Raw genomic sequence first — 720 nt, forward strand, 5'->3', positions numbered from 1 at the left:
CCCCTGAGGCTGATAACAAATACCTGCACGAGATTAAGCCTGGTATTTTTATTGACGTGTACGATGTACTCATGGCGTGGAATGTCACCAACCCAGCATTGCAGCACTTAATCAAGAAGGCGTTGCAAGCTGGCGATCGCGGACACAAATCGCGCGAACAGGATTTACAGGACATCATTGACAGCGCAATTCGCGCAAAAGAACTGGAGATTAAATAATGGCATTTTGCGATATCACCATCGCGCAACGAAACGCGAACTTTACCAACATTACCGACACTTCCGCGCAACTGGTATCACTCAATAGTGACGGCAGTGCAGTGCTGAAAATCGGCACAGAAACAGCGCAATTCATCGTGCAGAATCTGTCACAGGCGAACGCAAAGCAGGTGCTGATTAGCACTGGTAGCGTGCTGTTTCTGGCTGGTAATTACAATGCACCTAATCTTGAGTGTTCACTGGTGCGCATTGTTGAAACTGCGACTGAGGAATCTGTTGATGAACCAGCAACATTGCCAGCAGAGTGAGCCGCCAAAGCCATCAGCATGGTGTGAGAAAATGGAGCGCAATGCGAAAGATGGCGATGAGGCGTATATTTATTTCCAGCTGAAGCAGATGTGGAAGCAGCGAGAAGAGTCTGAGCAAACCAGTTAAACGCAAGCCCCATTATGGGGCTTTTTTATTGCGCAGTGAATTATATTGCGCCTCGCACATCAATCCT

At 47.9% G+C, this 720-nt stretch carries 3 protein-coding genes; all 3 read left to right on the forward strand.

The annotated features are described in order from the left end of the window. Positions 1 to 218: hypothetical protein (locus H4O21_RS24000; RefSeq protein ID WP_220495840.1), on the forward strand; the 218-nt coding region annotated here is incomplete at its 5' end. Further along, positions 218 to 526: a hypothetical protein gene (locus H4O21_RS24005; RefSeq protein ID WP_182812373.1), complete on the forward strand. Its 309-nt coding sequence runs from the start codon at positions 218 to 220 to the stop codon at positions 524 to 526. The genes H4O21_RS24000 and H4O21_RS24005, both read left to right, overlap by 1 nt. Then, positions 498 to 653 (forward strand): hypothetical protein, encoded by a 156-nt coding sequence (locus H4O21_RS24010; RefSeq protein WP_182812376.1) that lies wholly within the window; start codon positions 498 to 500, stop codon positions 651 to 653. The genes H4O21_RS24005 and H4O21_RS24010 overlap by 29 nt, the downstream gene beginning before the upstream one ends. The last annotated feature ends 67 nt before the right edge of the window (positions 654 to 720 follow it).

This window comes from Oceanospirillum sediminis (assembly GCF_014164585.1).
GTDB lineage: Bacteria > Pseudomonadota > Gammaproteobacteria > Pseudomonadales > Halomonadaceae > Oceanospirillum > Oceanospirillum sediminis.